Origin of the sequence: Streptomyces sp. NPDC127197, assembly GCF_042672405.1 — a bacterium.
In the GTDB taxonomy this organism is placed as follows: Bacteria; Actinomycetota; Actinomycetes; order Streptomycetales; family Streptomycetaceae; genus Streptomyces; species Streptomyces flavusporus.
The window spans coordinates 1-14,099 of sequence record NZ_JBHXVG010000042.1; the positions used below are offsets into that span (position 1 = coordinate 1).

At 67.2% G+C, this 14,099-nt stretch carries 14 protein-coding genes and 1 pseudogene; 8 read left to right on the forward strand and 7 right to left on the reverse strand.

Annotation, left to right across the window (positions count from 1 at the left end):
- The first annotated feature begins 89 nt into the window (after positions 1-89).
- The 3 genes and pseudogenes from ACFVJQ_RS37950 to ACFVJQ_RS37960 all read left to right on the forward strand — a co-directional run.
- A complete protein-coding gene (locus ACFVJQ_RS37950; RefSeq protein ID WP_385790267.1) occupies positions 90-1,709 on the forward strand; it encodes an IS4 family transposase in 1,620 nt (539 codons plus the stop codon).
- Positions 1,710-1,723: 14 nt separating this feature from the next.
- Positions 1,724-2,353, forward strand: a complete 630-nt coding sequence (locus tag ACFVJQ_RS37955) for an IS5 family transposase (RefSeq protein WP_385276583.1) — start codon at positions 1,724-1,726, stop codon at positions 2,351-2,353.
- A gap of 634 nt (positions 2,354-2,987) precedes the next feature.
- Positions 2,988-3,122 (forward strand): annotated as a pseudogene (locus tag ACFVJQ_RS37960) (IS5/IS1182 family transposase); the annotation flags it as partial.
- Here ACFVJQ_RS37960 and ACFVJQ_RS37965 read toward each other — a convergent pair.
- Positions 3,070-3,603, reverse strand: a complete 534-nt coding sequence (locus ACFVJQ_RS37965) for a hypothetical protein (RefSeq protein WP_385790269.1) — start codon at positions 3,601-3,603, stop codon at positions 3,070-3,072. The pseudogene ACFVJQ_RS37960 and the gene ACFVJQ_RS37965 overlap by 53 nt on opposite strands.
- A 160-nt stretch (positions 3,604-3,763) precedes the next feature.
- A complete protein-coding gene (gene ltrA / locus ACFVJQ_RS37970; RefSeq protein WP_385790271.1) occupies positions 3,764-5,023 on the reverse strand; it encodes a group II intron reverse transcriptase/maturase in 1,260 nt (419 codons plus the stop codon).
- 644 nt (positions 5,024-5,667) lie between these two features.
- On the opposite strand from ltrA, the gene ACFVJQ_RS37975 reads away from it, so the two are divergent.
- The 5 genes from ACFVJQ_RS37975 to ACFVJQ_RS37995 all read left to right on the forward strand — a co-directional run bounded on the left by ACFVJQ_RS37975 (position 5,668) and on the right by ACFVJQ_RS37995 (position 8,478).
- Entirely contained in the window at positions 5,668-5,796 is a 129-nt protein-coding gene (locus ACFVJQ_RS37975) for a hypothetical protein (protein WP_385276589.1), read from the forward strand.
- 31 nt (positions 5,797-5,827) lie between these two features.
- Complete coding sequence (locus ACFVJQ_RS37980) at positions 5,828-7,054, forward strand: hypothetical protein (protein WP_385790274.1); 1,227 nt, start codon at positions 5,828-5,830, stop codon at positions 7,052-7,054.
- Positions 7,054-7,275 carry a hypothetical protein gene (locus tag ACFVJQ_RS37985; protein ID WP_385790276.1) on the forward strand — a complete coding sequence of 74 codons (222 nt, stop codon included), beginning with the start codon at positions 7,054-7,056 and terminating at the stop codon, positions 7,273-7,275. Before ACFVJQ_RS37980 ends, ACFVJQ_RS37985 begins: the two co-directional genes overlap by 1 nt.
- A 76-nt stretch (positions 7,276-7,351) precedes the next feature.
- Positions 7,352-7,954: a transposase gene (locus tag ACFVJQ_RS37990; RefSeq protein WP_385790278.1), complete on the forward strand. Its 603-nt coding sequence runs from the start codon at positions 7,352-7,354 to the stop codon at positions 7,952-7,954.
- Complete coding sequence (locus ACFVJQ_RS37995; protein ID WP_385790280.1) at positions 7,924-8,478, forward strand: transposase; 555 nt, start codon at positions 7,924-7,926, stop codon at positions 8,476-8,478. Before ACFVJQ_RS37990 ends, ACFVJQ_RS37995 begins: the two co-directional genes overlap by 31 nt.
- Before the next feature lie 50 nt (positions 8,479-8,528).
- Here ACFVJQ_RS37995 and ACFVJQ_RS38000 read toward each other — a convergent pair whose 3' ends face one another.
- From ACFVJQ_RS38000 to ACFVJQ_RS38020, 5 genes are read right to left on the reverse strand one after another with little or no spacing between them, the layout of a single operon-like run.
- Positions 8,529-9,572 carry an N-acetylglucosamine kinase gene (locus ACFVJQ_RS38000; protein ID WP_385790282.1) on the reverse strand — a complete coding sequence of 348 codons (1,044 nt, stop codon included), beginning with the start codon at positions 9,570-9,572 and terminating at the stop codon, positions 8,529-8,531.
- On the reverse strand, positions 9,569-10,834 hold the full coding sequence (locus tag ACFVJQ_RS38005) for a 6-phospho-beta-glucosidase (RefSeq protein WP_385273241.1): 1,266 nt from the start codon (positions 10,832-10,834) through the stop codon (positions 9,569-9,571). The genes ACFVJQ_RS38000 and ACFVJQ_RS38005 overlap by 4 nt, the downstream gene beginning before the upstream one ends.
- 7 nt (positions 10,835-10,841) lie before the next feature.
- Complete coding sequence (locus ACFVJQ_RS38010) at positions 10,842-11,732, reverse strand: carbohydrate ABC transporter permease (protein WP_385273238.1); 891 nt, start codon at positions 11,730-11,732, stop codon at positions 10,842-10,844.
- Entirely contained in the window at positions 11,732-12,673 is a 942-nt protein-coding gene (locus tag ACFVJQ_RS38015; protein WP_385273235.1) for a carbohydrate ABC transporter permease, read from the reverse strand. Before ACFVJQ_RS38015 ends, ACFVJQ_RS38010 begins: the two co-directional genes overlap by 1 nt.
- A gap of 7 nt (positions 12,674-12,680) precedes the next feature.
- On the reverse strand, positions 12,681-14,018 hold the full coding sequence (locus tag ACFVJQ_RS38020) for an ABC transporter substrate-binding protein (RefSeq protein WP_385517940.1): 1,338 nt from the start codon (positions 14,016-14,018) through the stop codon (positions 12,681-12,683).
- Between the last annotated feature and the right edge of the window lie 81 nt (positions 14,019-14,099).

Consider the following 14,099-nt stretch of genomic DNA (forward strand, 5'->3'; position numbering starts at 1 on the left):
CACGCTCAGCCCCAGCCGGATCGGCGCCATCGCCCAAGCCGCCCTCGTCCTCAACAACTCGTGGAAATGAAGGCGTTGAGAAAACGTCAGTGGCCCACTTTGTCACGGGCGGAACCGGTGACGTGTTCGCGCCCGGTCACATCGGTGAGTTAACCCAGGTCATCCCAACCGAGTTGGTCGATGCGGTACTGGACGAGACCGGGGCGCGCGAGCGACGACTTCGGAGCCTTCCCTCTCGCGTCGGGGTGTACTTCGTGCTCGCGCTTGGGCTGTTCGGGAATCTGGGCGCCGGGCTGGTGTGGGGCAAACTCGCAGCCGGACTGGCCGCCCGGGTGCCGCAGCCCTCGGAGAAGGCACTTCGCGATCTGCGTCGGCGGGTCGGGGTGGCGCCGCTCAAGCGGCTGTTCGACGTGCTGGCCGGCCCGCTGGCCCAGCCGTCCACGCCTGGAGTGCGCTACCGCCGCTGGCGCACGGTCGCCTTCGACGGCTGCGGGAGCGTGTCCGTCCCCGACCACGAGCGCAACCGGTCCTGGCTCGGCCGCACCGAACGCCGCTACGGCCCAACCGGCTACCCCCGGCTGATGCTCATGACCCTGTGCGAAACAGGCACCCGCGGCCTGATCGCAGCGGTTTTCGGTCCCGCCTCCAAGGGCGAGACCGACTACGCCCACGACCTGGTCGGCCACCTGACCTCGGACATGCTTCTCTTGGCGGACCGCGCCTTTGACAGCAACGAACTGCTCGCAGACATCGCAGCTCAGGGGGCGCAGTTCTTGATTCGCGCCACCAGCGCCCGACGACCACCGGTGCTGGCGCTGCTGCCCGACGGCTCCTACCTGACCCGGATCGGTGGTCTCCCGCTGCGGGTGATCGAGGCCGAGATCCACTCCCGCACCGCTGACGGCGGCGACTTCGGCGGGACCTACCGCCTGCTGACCACGCTCAACGACCACCGCACCGATCCCGCCGACCACCTGGTGCGTCTCTACCACGAGCGCTGGGAGATCGAGATCACCTACCTGGCGCTCCGTCACACCCTGCTCAAAGGCCGGGTTCTCCGTTCGAAGGACCCGGTGGGTCTCAACCAGGAGATGTGGGGACTACTCACCCTCTACCAGGCCCTGCGCTCGGTCATGGTGACCGCGGTGGAGACAATGCCCGGCTGCGATCCCGACCGAGCCGGCTTCACCGTCGCTCTGGAAGCCGCCCGCGACACAGTGGTCAGCCTAGTCGCAACGACCGCGGCCCCAGGGCCGAGCAGCCGTTCCGACCTGGTGGGACACATCGGCGCCCGCGTCCTGCACGCGCTGTTTCCCGGGCGCCGGATGCGACTGTCCGCCCGCATCGTCAAGTGCGGAACCTCCCGCTACAACATCTGGAACCGCGACGGGCGTCCACGCGACAGCACCCCGATCACCGCCATCGAGATCACCGTGCACCCACCAGCCCTGCCCAGCACGCAGGACCCGAGCCGGGCCCTCTCCGGCCGCTGGGGCCAGGTCTGCCAGCTCTTGGCCGCGAACTCCAATCAGGCCATGCACACCCGGGACATCGCGAGGCATCTCGGGCTTCCCACCTCGGGGCGCCCCCTCAGCAGCGTCACCGCGCAACTCTGCTACTGGGCCCGCAACGGCCGACTCATCCGCACCGCGCCGAACACCTACAAGATCACCCTCCCTGACGCCTTGACGCCACCACCGAATCCTTAACTTCGCGGCATTGGATGCTGGACGCGATCCGTTACCTGGTCGCGGGCGGGATCTCCTGGCGGGCGATGCCCGCGGACTTCCCTGCTTGGGGCCGGGTTTACGCCTTTTTCCGCCGCTGGCGCGAGCACGGGCTGATCACAGAGTTCCACGACCGGCTGCGCGGACGGGTGCGTGAGCGCGAAGGCCGTGAGGCGGAGCCGACGGCCGGGATCATCGACGCGCAGTCGGTGAAGGCCGCGGCCTCGGTGCCGTCCGTCTCACGCGGCTGGGACGGCGGGAAGAAGGTGGGCGGCCGCAAACGGCACATCGTGACCGACTGCCTCGGTCTGCTGCTGGTCGTTGCGGTGACCGCCGCGAACGTCGGGGACCGGGATGTTGCGGTGGGCCTGCTGCGGCGGCTGCGCCGCCTGCACCGTGACATCTGCCTGGTCTGGGCCGACGGCGGTTACACCGGCGGCCTGGCCGACTGGTGCCGGCAGAAACTCGCGCTCACCCTTCAGGTCGTCAAGCGCACCGACGACATAGAGGGGTTCGTGGTGCTGCCGAGGCGCTGGGTAGTAGAGCGCACGTTGTGCGCCACGAGGCGCTCTGTTTGTATCCCCGGCTCAGCCGGGAGGAACTCGGAAGGAGGTTCCTGGGCCTGATGACTTACCTGGATCCGAAAGGTGAAGGGGACAACAGCATGTCAGCAAACCAGCAACCGGGCTCAGTTGTCAGAGACGGTGTGCTGGGAGGCCCGCGCGATATGGCGAAGACTGGATTGTTTGAAGCCCAATCTCCAGCAGATGCAAGTTCCCATCCGCCGGAAGGACAACTGAAACCGGCGCTGCACCCTGCACGGGGTTCGATCGTGCCCCCGTGCACCTCCGGGGTGCGGAGCGATGCCCAGCGAGGGCATTCAAGGAGATGAGTGGGACGCCTAACTCGCGCTAGAACGTACAGCAGAGACGAACGTGGGATCGCCTACGGGACGCGAGTCCTACGGCGACGGAGGCCCCGTAGTAGTCGCCGGAGTAACGACCGGCCAGGGAGGACGGGAAAGCCGTCCACATCGGGCGAAGGGGGCCAGGTGACTCGGACACACCAGACCCGGGAGGTATGCGAAATGCAGATCGCCGCAACGGTGTTGTGTGTCCTGCGCGAGCAGCCTGAATCGCTCACGCTGTAGTCACTGGAGAGCCGGATGATCGGGAAACCATCATGTCCGGTTCGGCGGGAGGCCGCGCGGAACAGGACCTGCCTCGGCAGACACCTCGCCGCGCGGCCGACCCAACCGTGTGGTTGATGCATTCGCGCCGACTGGCCCGGGACTACGAGACGTTGCCAGCCAGCAGCGAGGCGATGATCCGGTGGTCGATGGTCACGCGGATGGGGCGGCGTCTGGCGCGGGCACGGGCCGCCGGCCGGCGCTGAACATCCCCGACGTCTCCTGCACGAGCCACCCGCGCTCCGCCAGGCGCCTGGCCTTCGAGCGCACCCCCTCGACCTTCGCCGACGCCGTCCCAAGGCCCAGCTCCACCGTGATCTCTTTGGCCTTCAGCGGTCCTCGGCCCGCCAGCTGCCGCTCGTCGAGCACGCCCAGGATCCGCTGGTAGTCCGGCGCCAGCACCGTCACCGGCAGCCCGTCCCGCCAGGGCGGCACGATCGAGCCCGGCACCGGCGCGGGCGAGGGCGCGGTTTCCTGCTCCGCCTCGACCCCGGTCACGGCGGTGGTCTCGGCAGCCGAGGCGGCCAGGGCCTCGACCAGCTCTTCCCGCGCGATCACCCGCCGGTCCAGCTCGATCTCCGCGGCCTCCAACGCCCCAGCCAGCCGGGCGACTTCCTCCCGCAGCCCTTCCACACGCACACGGGCCGCCACCTCCCGCTGCTCCAGCATCCCCAGCACCGACGCCATCGCGCACCCCTCGCTCATGGAGCAGAAACAAGACGCCGGATGCCTCCCTCATTCCGAGCTAGACCATGCCTGCCGAGTAGCCGGGAGGAATCTCACCTCCCGGCTCTCACAGATCCGTGCGTAACAGTCTCCCGTTACACGGCTCTTGTCGTTCTGTTCGTCAGGTCATCACGGCCGCAACAGTGCAGCGCCAATGCGCGAACATGCGGGGGTACCGTCGGGCGATCTCCTGCATCTTCGCGATGGCTCTCCGTTCAGCCGCAAGCCGCTTGTACTTCTGGCGGATCCAGCGCACCAGGTAGGCATTGATGCGCATCAAGAAGGGGTTCAATTCCCACGGCCTGAACCGGCCGTAGTAGTTGATCCAGCCGGCCACGACAGGGTTGATCCTGCGGGCAAGCTCCTTGAAGGAAAGATCGGAGCGCGTGTGCAAGCGCCAGGACCGCACTTCCCGTCCCATCTTCTTCAGGGCATCCCTGCTGACAGCCGGATCGAACGACTGAAACGACTTGCCGTAGCGATCCCGGTTCTGTCTGGCTCGGAACGTGTAGCCGAGGAAGGTGAACGCCGTGTGCTCGAAGGAGCCGCGACGTCTGCCGTCTTTGCAGTACACGATCCGGGTCTTGGCCGGGTGCAGGTGCAGCCCGACCTCGGCCATCCTGTCCATGAGCGCGGCCAGCACCTGCCGGGCCTGACGCTCGGTGACGCAGTGCAGGACCGCATCATCTGCATACCGCTCGAACCAGACGTTCGGGAACTCCCGCGCCATCCAGCTATCGAACGCATAGTGCAGGAACAGGTTCGCCAACACAGGAGAGACCGGCGCCCCTTGCGGGGTTCCGCACTCCCGTTCAAGCAGAGATCCGTCGGGCATGGCAAGCGGCGCGTGGAGCCACCGCCGCACATACAACTTCACCCAAACGGCGTCGGTGTGTGCTTCCACCGCCTTGACCAGCAGATCCCAGGGCACGCTGTCGAAGAACTTGGAGATGTCGAGCTCCACCACCCAGTCCCGCTTCCAGCAGCGCTCCCGGCACTTTTCTACCGCGTCCAAGGCGGACCGTCCGGGCCGGTATCCAAAGCTGTCAGGGTGGAAAATCGGATCCACCCTTCGCATCAGATGCCGGGCCACAACGGTCTGGGCCACGCGGTCGGCGACAGCGGGAATGCCAAGCATTCTCGTGCCGCCGCCATTCGGCTTGGGTATTTCTACCGCGCACACCGGCGGCGGGAAGTACGAGCCCGATGACATCCGGTTCCAGACCTTGTACAGATTGTTCTTAAGGCCCTTCTCGAAGTCCTCGATACTCTGCCCATCCGCCCCGGGTGCACCCTTGTTCGCCCTGACTTCCTCCCACGCCTCTTTGACTTCCCACCTCGAGATATCAAACGGCTTGATCTGAGACTTCAACTGGCCCATCGCACTCCTCCCGGACACAGTCCGGTTGATGTGATCAACACAGTCACGAACGACCCGACCCCTTCGCTCCACCCCCATTACAGAGGCTTCGTCACTACTACGAGCCGGTCCGCCAGCAGGTCCCGCGTCGGTACTCAACCCCTCGCGGTGTCCGCCGCTTGGGGCACTCCCTCTCCCCCGCCGCATGGCGGGGCGTGTTGGGACCTGCCTTCTCCTGTTCCATGCGAAAGCAGCAGACTGGACTCGCGTCGCCTACATGCCGGACACCACCTGGCCAATAAACGGGCACCCGCCAGGCTCATCCCGGGATTCTGGTCACACCCCGGTTTCGATGCCGCCTTTATCTTTTTCGACACGTCAGCAGCGATTCACTTGCGTTCGCCTTTCCAGTCCCCACCTGACGCCTCTTACGACGCCTTTTCCTCATCGCTCACCACGACGGTCTTCAGCCAACGCAGCATGAGGCGGTTTGGAGCCTCCCCCCGCAGGGCGACTCCGAAGGGCCAAACCTTCATCTCTCGCACAGCACCATTTCCAGAAGCTGTCCTACTACCAACTCCCTTTCATGTTCAGGACACAAGACCAGCAAGAATCAAGCGATCACGTTCGGTTGAGATACGGCTTATCACATACATGCGCGCACCGTGAAACCGCATCAGCTCAACGCCGATGTCTCCCGGCTCTTCATCTATCAGAAGGGTCTGCTGCACGATCGGGTGATCCCCATCGAATTCGAGACTGTCATGACCGCACCGGCCCTCCAGGTAGCGTGACCGAACCCTCACCCAAACCTGCATCACACCCGTGCAGCGCATCGTCGGTATCCCTGAAAAGCAGTTACAGGACGTCCAGCTGATCGCCACACTTGCGGGCATGGGACTGTTCGACGCCGACTACTACGACTCCGACGACATGCTGGCGCACCCGCGGCACCAGGACATGCAGCCTGTCCTGGCCACGCTTATCCAGCAGCTGCGGGACTGCACGACGGAGGAGGCCGGCGTCGCCTTCCAGCGGGATCTGCTCACCCGGCTGCTGGAGGCGGAGAAGGACCGTAAGGAGCTCAAGCGTGCCGCAGAGCGGGTGCGTAAGGGTAAGTCGCCTCAGCCGGAGGCCCCCGAGCCGCAGTCGGGCCGCGGCCTCGGTGACGTGGAGACTTGGCGGTTCGAGCACGACGTGTGTGACCGGCTGGTTCGCCAACTGCGTTCCGTTGGAGATGCGTTGGCCTGGCGGGCCTTCAACTTCCACCGCCCGTACATCCTCGCCCTGTCCCGCAACGACCCGCCGGGCCCGATGTACGGCAAAGCCGGGTTGCTGGCGGAGCTCGATCGCGTCGAGAGGGCTTTCAAGGAGAATGGCGCCTTCGCCCTCCTGCATGACTTGACCAACTGCCTGCGCATCGGCGACGTCACGGTGTGGGACCGTGTCCGTCCTCCCCGCACCGAAGAGATCAAGACCAATCCGAAGGCTCGCAAGAGTGCCCAGATCCGGCGGATCAACCAGGCCAGGGCCGCAGTGTTGGAAGCCGGCCCTCTACCAGGGGAGAGGGCGTCGGAGACGCTTCATGACCTGGACCTGCCACTACGCACCCACCTCGATGTACTGCGCGCAGCTCTTGATCGAGCAGCGACCGAGGGCTGCCACGCCACTGCGGTGCCCGGTAGCCGGGCCCTCTACGTTGTTGACCAACTCGGCTGTATCCAGCAGGGGCTGCCCTCTCCGCAGTTCAACGAACGCCTCCAGCAGGCTGTGAATACCGCGCTGGAGAGCGCTGGCATCGCGGCGGGCCGAGACGAGCACAACGTCCACTTCACCAGCCTGGAAAGTACGGCCCGGGATCCGCTGCGGGTGCCGTGGGCGAACTACCCCCTGCATCCCGTCGCTTGCGCTCGGCTGATCGGCGACTACGCCTCGGTGATCGTAGAGACACCTCTGGACCTGCGCTGGCCCGTCTGCTCCAGGTCGCTGGCCTGGACGCCCACTGGGTCCTCCCACCAGGGAAGACGAGCCTCAAGCCCGGCCAGGTCGTGATGGAGATCCACCAGCGGGAACAACTGCGCGGCCTACCGGCGGGAGCTCTCACCATGGCACCGGGGTGGACGTTGCAAATGGGCCGCTCCGAACTGGACCGCTACATGATCGAACTCGTCCAGCCCGGTTCGTGGATCGCAGGGATGAAACACGTGCTTGCCGCACGGCAGGTCGGACAGCCCTGGCCGCATTACCGCAATGAGCACGAGGTCTGGCTCTAGTGCTGGATTCCGCTTTCAGCGGGTATAGCTGCTGGTAGCGGGGTGGTTGCGGGTGCTCGGGGGCGGGTGCTGGGTCATGGTGTTACGGGCACGGCCGGGCCGTGACGAGGGCGAGCAAGCGGTGGTTCACCGTCTGGCGTCGGCCAGAAAGGCGCCGAAGGTTGTGGTGGAGCGGTGCCGGATGGTGGAGCTGAGTTGGGACGGGTGGCTGGTCCCGCAGATCGCCGATGAGCTGCGGTGCAGTCAGAAGACGGTGCGCCGCTGGCTGCACCGCTTCAATCGCTTGGGGCTGGAGGGACTGGAGGATCTGGGCGGGCAGGGACGCAAGCGAAGGATCACCGAGGCCGAGCGCTCGAGGATCGTCGGCCTGGTCAAGCTGACGCCGCCAGGTCGGCTGGAGGTTCAGCCGTCGAATGAGATGTGGGCGCCGGACGAGACCGGGCCGGCGGAGTGGACCCTGGACGCACTGGCCGCAGCCGCTCAGGAGCTGGGCATCCAGGTGGGCCGTTCCCAGGTGCGCAGGATCTTGCTGGCCGAGGGTGTGCGCTGGCGCCGGACGCGGTCCTGGACCCGGTCGAAGGATCCGGACTTCGAGGGAAAAGGACGCGGATCGTCGAGCTCTACACCAGCCCGCCCGACGGCGCGACGGTGGTCTGCGCCGACGAACTCGGCCCGGTGATCCCACGCGCATTCCCGCCGGCACCGGGCTGGTCACCGGACGGACACCGCATCAAGAACGAGATCGACTACTCCCGCGGACCGGAGAAGACCTGGGTCTACGGCGCCTTACGTGTCCGGGACGGCCACGAGGTCACGATGACGGCCACCTCCCGTAACAGTGTCTTCTACCAGCAGTTCCTCCAGCTGGTCGAGGACGCCAACCCGCACGGGGACATCTACGTGATCACCGACAATCTGTCCTCCCACAACAGCGTGTCCACCCGGACCTGGCTGGAGGACCACCCGCGCATCAGGCACGTGTTCATCCCGGTCGGCGCCTGCTGGCTCAACCTCCAAGAAGGCTGGTGGCGCATATTCCGCAAGACCGCCCTGGCCGGCCGCTCCTTCGGCGACCGCGACCACATCACCCACGCCACCCGCGTCGCCACCGACCAGCTCAACACCCGCGCCAGACCCTGGATCTGGGGCAAACCCGTACCACCCACCCGAACCCTCAGACGCCGCTACACGTACATCGTTTGAGGAATCCAGCACTAGCTCGGGGGGTTCGGTTCGGTGGCGCGTGCGGGTTGTCAGTGGTTGCTCGCGCAGTTCCCCGCGCCCCTTTGGGGCTCGGGGGCTTCGAAATGTGCGCGTACTCTCTCGTGGGCCTCTGTTTTCGCGCCCGTTTGGTCCAGGCCCAGTAGGGCCGCGCCCAGTACGGGGGACGCTGTGACCACCTCGGGGACGGCCTTTGGGGCTATGGTGGCCAGTAGGGCGCGTACTCGGGTGTTGAGGTGGGGGTGGCGGGCCGCCAGGACGCTGCCGCCGAGGAGGACGGGGGTCTCCTCCTCCAGCAGGTCCAGGCGGGTGAGGGCCACCGTGGCCATGGTGACCACCTCCTCGGCGAGGCGGTCGATCAGGGAGCGGGCCAGCGGGTCGCCGGAGGCCGCCGTCGCGAAGAGCACCGGGGTCAGCTCATGGCGGCGGGCGGACGGGATGCGCTCCAGGTGGAGGGCCTCGATCAGGGCGTACATGGAGTCCAGGCCGAAGTGGGCGGGCAGGGTCCGGGCGAGGGCGGTCGGGCCGCCCCGGCCGTCCTCCGCGCGGGCCGCGTGCCACATCGCCTCCTCGGCGAGGCCCCAGCCGCCGCCCCAGTCGCCGGAGACGCGTCCGAGTGCGGGGAAGCGGGCGGTACGGCCGTCGGGGCGCATGCCGACGCAGTTGATGCCGGCGCCGCACACCACGGCCACCCCGCGCGGCTCGGCCACGCCCGCCCGCAGGATCGCGAACGTGTCGTTGCGGACCTCGGCCGAAGCGCCCCACGCGCGCGTGTGCAGCGCGGCGGCCAGCTGTTCCTCCTCGACGGGGAAGTCGGCGTTGGCGAGACAGGCCGACACATGGTCGACCGCCTCGACGCCCGCCGAGGCGAATGCCGCCCGCACCACCTCCGCCAGGGCGTCCACGGCCGCCGGCACCCCCACCGCCGGCGGCCGGAACCCGCCCCCGCGAGCCGTGCCCAGCACCTCCCCGTCGGCCGCGATCACCGCCACGTCGGTCTTGCTGTTGCCCGCGTCGATCGCGAGGACACTCCCGGTCGGACCCGCGCTCACGCCCGCGCTCACCCCAACGCTCATGCCCACGCGAGGTGCTCCCGGATGTGCGCGATCAGCTTGTCGGTGAGGGCGTCGGCGTACTCGTACTGGCCGATCAGGGGGTGGGCCAGCAGCGCCCGGAACACGCGGTCCCGGCCGCCGCGCAGCGCCGCGTCGAGCGCCAGGTCCTCGTACGCGGTCACGTTCGCCATCAGGCCGGCGTACAGCGGGTCCACGGACGGCACCGGCAGCGGGGCGGCGCCCTCGCCGCTCACGGACGCCTGCACCTCGATCACCGCGTCGGCGGGGAGGAAGGGCAGCGTGCCGTGGTTGTACGTGTTCACCACCTGGTACGTGCTGCCGCCGCCGCCCAGCAGCGACGCGGCCAGGTCGACGGCGGCCTCCGAGTAGTACGCGCCGCCGCGCTTGGCCAGCAGCGCGGGCTTCTCGTCGAGCGCCGGGTCGGCGTACATCTGGAGCAACTCGCGCTCCATGGCGGCCACTTCGGCGGCCCGCGAGGGCTTGGTGCGCAGCTCCCGTACGACCTCGTCATGGGCGTAGAAGTAGCGCAGGTAGTAGGAGGGGACCACGCCCAGGCGGTCGAGGAGAGGACGAGGCAGCCGCAGATCGGCGGCGATCGTGTCGCCGTGGTCGGTCAGCAGCTGCGCGAGGACGTTCTCGCCCGCGGGGCCGCCGAGGCGGACTCCGGTCTCCCAGGTGAGGTGGTTGAGGCCCACATGGTCCAGATGCACCTCGGCCGGGGTCACGCCCAGCAGATTGGCGAACTTCCGTTGCAGTCCGATCGCCACATTGCACAGTCCGATCGCCTTGTGACCGGCCTTGAGCAGGGCGCGGGTCACGATCCCCACCGGGTTGGTGAAGTCGATGATCCAGGCGTCGGGGTTCGTACGGCGGACCCGTTCGGCGATGTCCAGGACCACCGGGACCGTGCGCAGCGCCTTCGCCAGGCCACCGGCACCGGTCGTCTCCTGCCCGACGCAGCCGCACTCCAGCGGCCAGGTCTCGTCCTGCTCCCTGGCCGCCTGTCCGCCGACCCGGAGTTGCAGCAGTACGGCGTCGGCGTCCGCCACGCCCGCGTCCAGGTCGGCCGTCGTCACGATCCGCCCGGGGTGCCCCTGACGGGCGAAGATACGCCGGGCCAGACCGCCGACCAGCTCCAGCCGCTCGGCGGCCGGATCGACGAGCACCAGCTCCTCGATCGGCAGCGTGTCCCGAAGCCGGGCGAACCCGTCCACGAGTTCGGGTGTGTAGGTCGAGCCTCCGCCGACCACGGTGAGCTTCATACAGATATCAACCCTTAACTCCGGTCAGAGTGACGCCCTCGACGAACGCCTTCTGCGCGAAGAAGAACACGAGGATCACGGGGGCCATGACCAGCACGGTCGCGGCCATGGTCAGATTCCAGTCGGTGTGGTGCGCGCCCTTGAAGGACTCCAGGCCGTAACTCAACGTCCAGGCGGCCGGGTTCTCCGACGCGTAGATCTGCGGGCCGAAGTAGTCGTTCCAGGCGTAGAAGAACTGGAAGAGGGCGACGGCGGCGATCCCCGGCTTGGCCATGGGCAGGACGACCCGCACCAGGGTGCGCAGTTCGCCGCAGCCGTCCACCCGGGCCGCGTCCAGATACTCGTTCGGGATGGTCGTCAGGAACTGCCGCAGCAGGAAGATCGAGAACGCGTCCCCGAACGCCATCGGGATGATCAGCGGCCACAGCGAGCCCGACAGGTCCCACTGCTTCGCCCAGAACAGGTACATCGGGATGACGACCACCTGCGGCGGCAGCATCATCATCGAGATGACCAGCATCAACGCCAGATTCCGGCCCCGGAAGCGGAACTTGGCGAGGGCGTACGCCACGGGGAGGGACGACACGACGGTGAGGACGGTGCCGAGGCCCGCGTAGATCAGGGTGTTCTTCCACCAGGTCAGGAAGCCGGGGGTGTCGAAGACCTGCCGGTAGTTGCTCCACTCCCAGGTGTCCGGGACGAGGTCGCGGGTGAGGGCCTGCTGGTCGCTCATCAGCGAGGTGAGGACGACGAACACGAAGGGCAGTGTGAAGAAGAGCGCGGCGGCGACGCCGAGGGAGTGGACGGCGATCCACTCCAGGAGCACGCGCCGGCGCGCGGTGCGCTCACTCGCGACGGTGGCGTCCGCCAGTGCGGGCTTGTCGAGTACCTGGGTCATCAGTCGGCCGCTCCGATCAGTCCGCCCCGGCGCCGCATGAGCAGCGCCGTGAACACCATCGACAGGGCGAACAGCACGAGGGCGACCACGCAGGCGGCGCCGTAGTCGAAGCGCTGGAAGCCCAGGTTGTAGACGAGCTGGGGAAGGGTGAGCGTCGACTTGTCCGGGTAGCCCGGCTCGAACTGCTGCCCGGAGCCGCCGATGATCCCGGAGGCGACCTTCCCGGCCACCAGCGGCTGCGTGTAGTACTGCATCGTCTGGATCACGCCCGTGACCACGGCGAACATCACGATCGGCGAGATGTTCGGCAGGGTCACGAACCGGAACCGCTGCCAGGCCGAGGCCCCGTCCAGCTCGGCGGCCTCGTACTGCTCCTTCGGTACGTCGAGGAGTGCGGCCATGAAGATGACCATGAGGTCGCCCACCCCCCACAGCGCGAGCGCGGTGAGCGCCGGCTTGGACCAGGCGGGGTCGGTGAACCAGCCGGGCGTCGGCAGCCCGAGGCCGTCGAGGACGGAGTTGACCGGCCCGGTCCCGGGGTTGAGGAGGAAGACGAAGGCCAGGGTCGCGGCGACGGGCGGGGCCAGGTACGGCAGGTAGAAGAGGGTACGGAAGACGCCCGCACCCGTCTTGATCTTTGTGATGAGCAGACCGACGCCGAGCCCGAACACCACCCGGCAGGTCACCATCACCAGCACCAGCCAGAGGGTGTTGCGCAGGGCGGGCCAGAACATCGGGTAGTCGGTGAAGACGTAGGCCCAGTTGCCCAGGCCGCGGAAGACCGGTGTGCCGAAGCCGTCGTACTTCATCAGGGAGAAGTACACGGTGGACACCAGCGGATAGGCGAAGAAGACGCCGAACCCGATGAGCCACGGTGCCAGGAAGGCCACCGTTCGAAGCGCCGACCTGCGGCGCTTCGCGCGGAGAGTGTGCGTGGTCATCGGGACGCTACTTCGCCTGCTCGATGTCCGTGTCGATCTGTTCGGCGGTCTTCTCCAGACCGGCCTCGAGGTCCTTCACCTTGCCGGACTCGTACTGGTAGCCGAAGTCCTGGAGGGTCGTCTGGTACGTCGAGCCGTTGATGGACGCCGGCGGGGTGTTCGACTCCGGGTGCTGGGCGATGTCCAGGAACGTCTGGAAGCCCTCGTCCACCTTCAGGTCGGGCGACTTGAGAGCCTCGAAGGTGGACGGCACGTTGTGGATGGCGTTGGCGAAGGAGACGACGGCCTCGGTGTCGGTCGTCAGGTACTTCACCAGCTCCCAGGCCGCGTTCTGCTTCTCGCTCTGCGGGGCGATCCCGATGATCGTGCCGGAGAGGAAGCCCTTGCCGTACTCGGCGGCCTCGTCGTCGGCGACGGGCATCGGGGCGGTGCCGATCTCGAAGTCGACGCCGGCGTCCTTCGCCATCCCGAGACGCCACTCGCCGTCGAGCTGCATGGCCACCTGCCCGGTGTGGAACGGGTGCTTGGCCCCCCACTCGTCACCGAAGGTGTTCCGGTACTTCTCCAGCTTCCCGAAGCCGCCGAGCGAGTCCACCAGGCTCTTCTGGTACGTGAACATCTCCGCGAACGCCGGGTCCTTGGCGATGTTCGACTTGCCGTCGGCGTCGAAGTAGGCGTGGTCCCACTGGGACATGTAGTGGTCCACGACCGTCTCGTAACCGTGGTAGTTCGGCATGAAGCCCAGCTGCGAGTAGCTGTCCCCCTTGGCGACGGTCAGCTTCTTCGCGACCTTCGCGAACTCCGACCACGTCTTCGGCGGCGACTTGATGCCGGCCTTCTCGAACGCGTCCTTGTTGTAGTACAGCCCGTACGCGTCCCCCAGCAGCGGCAGGGCACACCGGGTGCCCTCGAACTGGGTGTAGTCCAGCATCGGCTTCGGGATGGTCTTGTCGAGGTCGAGCTTCGACTTCTCGATGAAGGGCTTCAGGTCGAGGAAGGCGCCGGAGGAACAGAACTTCCCGATGTTGGAGGTGGTGAAGGACGACACGACATCCGGACCGTTCGAACCACCGGCCCGCAGCGCCTGGTTGAGCTTGTCGTCGTTGATGTTCCCGACGACCTTGACGGTGATGTTCGGGTGCGCCTTCTCGAACCGGTCGACGTTCTCCTGGATGGCCTTCACCTCGGTGGGCGCACTCCAGCCGTGCCAGAAGGTGATGGTCGTCTTGGCGTTCGGGTCGTCGGAGGCCGCGGTGTCCGACTGTCCGGTGCAGGCGGTGACGAGGAGGGCGAGGAAGACGGAGGCGGCGAGAGCGATCGCCGCGTTCTTGGATATTCCGGGCATGGCGGGGTCTCCTGAGGGCAGGGATGGGTGACTTCGCGTTGGAGGTTGAGGGGGCGCGCCCCTTTAGGGGCGCGGGGAACT

Bases quoted from the DNA above. Each gene is read 5' to 3' on its own strand.
- ACFVJQ_RS38000 (WP_385790282.1), bottom strand. From the start codon at position 9,572: ATGAGCGTTGGGGTGAGCGCGGGCGTGAGCGCGGGTCCGACCGGGAGT.
- ACFVJQ_RS37990 (WP_385790278.1), top strand. From the start codon at position 7,352: ATGGTGTTACGGGCACGGCCGGGCCGTGACGAGGGCGAGCAAGCGGTG.
- ACFVJQ_RS37955 (WP_385276583.1), top strand. From the start codon at position 1,724: ATGCTGGACGCGATCCGTTACCTGGTCGCGGGCGGGATCTCCTGGCGG.
- ACFVJQ_RS37965 (WP_385790269.1), bottom strand. From the start codon at position 3,603: ATGGCGTCGGTGCTGGGGATGCTGGAGCAGCGGGAGGTGGCGGCCCGT.
- ACFVJQ_RS37985 (WP_385790276.1), top strand. From the start codon at position 7,054: ATGGAGATCCACCAGCGGGAACAACTGCGCGGCCTACCGGCGGGAGCT.
- ACFVJQ_RS38005 (WP_385273241.1), bottom strand. From the start codon at position 10,834: ATGAAGCTCACCGTGGTCGGCGGAGGCTCGACCTACACACCCGAACTC.
- ACFVJQ_RS38015 (WP_385273235.1), bottom strand. From the start codon at position 12,673: ATGACCACGCACACTCTCCGCGCGAAGCGCCGCAGGTCGGCGCTTCGA.
- ACFVJQ_RS38020 (WP_385517940.1), bottom strand. From the start codon at position 14,018: ATGCCCGGAATATCCAAGAACGCGGCGATCGCTCTCGCCGCCTCCGTC.
- ltrA (WP_385790271.1), bottom strand. From the start codon at position 5,023: ATGGGCCAGTTGAAGTCTCAGATCAAGCCGTTTGATATCTCGAGGTGG.
- ACFVJQ_RS38010 (WP_385273238.1), bottom strand. From the start codon at position 11,732: ATGACCCAGGTACTCGACAAGCCCGCACTGGCGGACGCCACCGTCGCG.